Genomic DNA, 276 nt, shown 5'->3' on the forward strand with positions numbered 1-276 from the left:
TTCGGATGTTCGCGGGTGACGTCGATAGGACACTCGTCCGGTGCCTGGTCCGGGTCCTCTGACAGCATATACTGGGACCATTCGCGGTCCCCTTCCACGCCCCAGTCGCCGAGATCGGCGTGCGGACAGACGCCGTCGTACTCTTCGAGACGACCCTGGATCACGTCTCTGGCGTGTCGCCCCGCCTCCGTCTCTGGGGTTACGTTCAGCTGTTCGAACAGCGCCCGCGGCTGAAAGGTGATCTCCAGACCGACGGGACAGTACCGGCTGTTTCGC

Annotated in this window: 1 protein-coding gene; it reads right to left on the minus strand. The window is 63.8% G+C overall.

Annotated features, from left to right (window positions below; genetic code table 11):
- Window positions 1–276 (minus strand): YqcI/YcgG family protein (locus tag SM755_RS23560; protein ID WP_323174824.1); only part of this gene is annotated, 276 nt, incomplete at both ends.

The organism is Natrialba sp. PRR66 (assembly GCF_034808065.1).
Lineage (GTDB): Archaea > Halobacteriota > Halobacteria > Halobacteriales > Natrialbaceae > Natrialba > Natrialba aegyptia.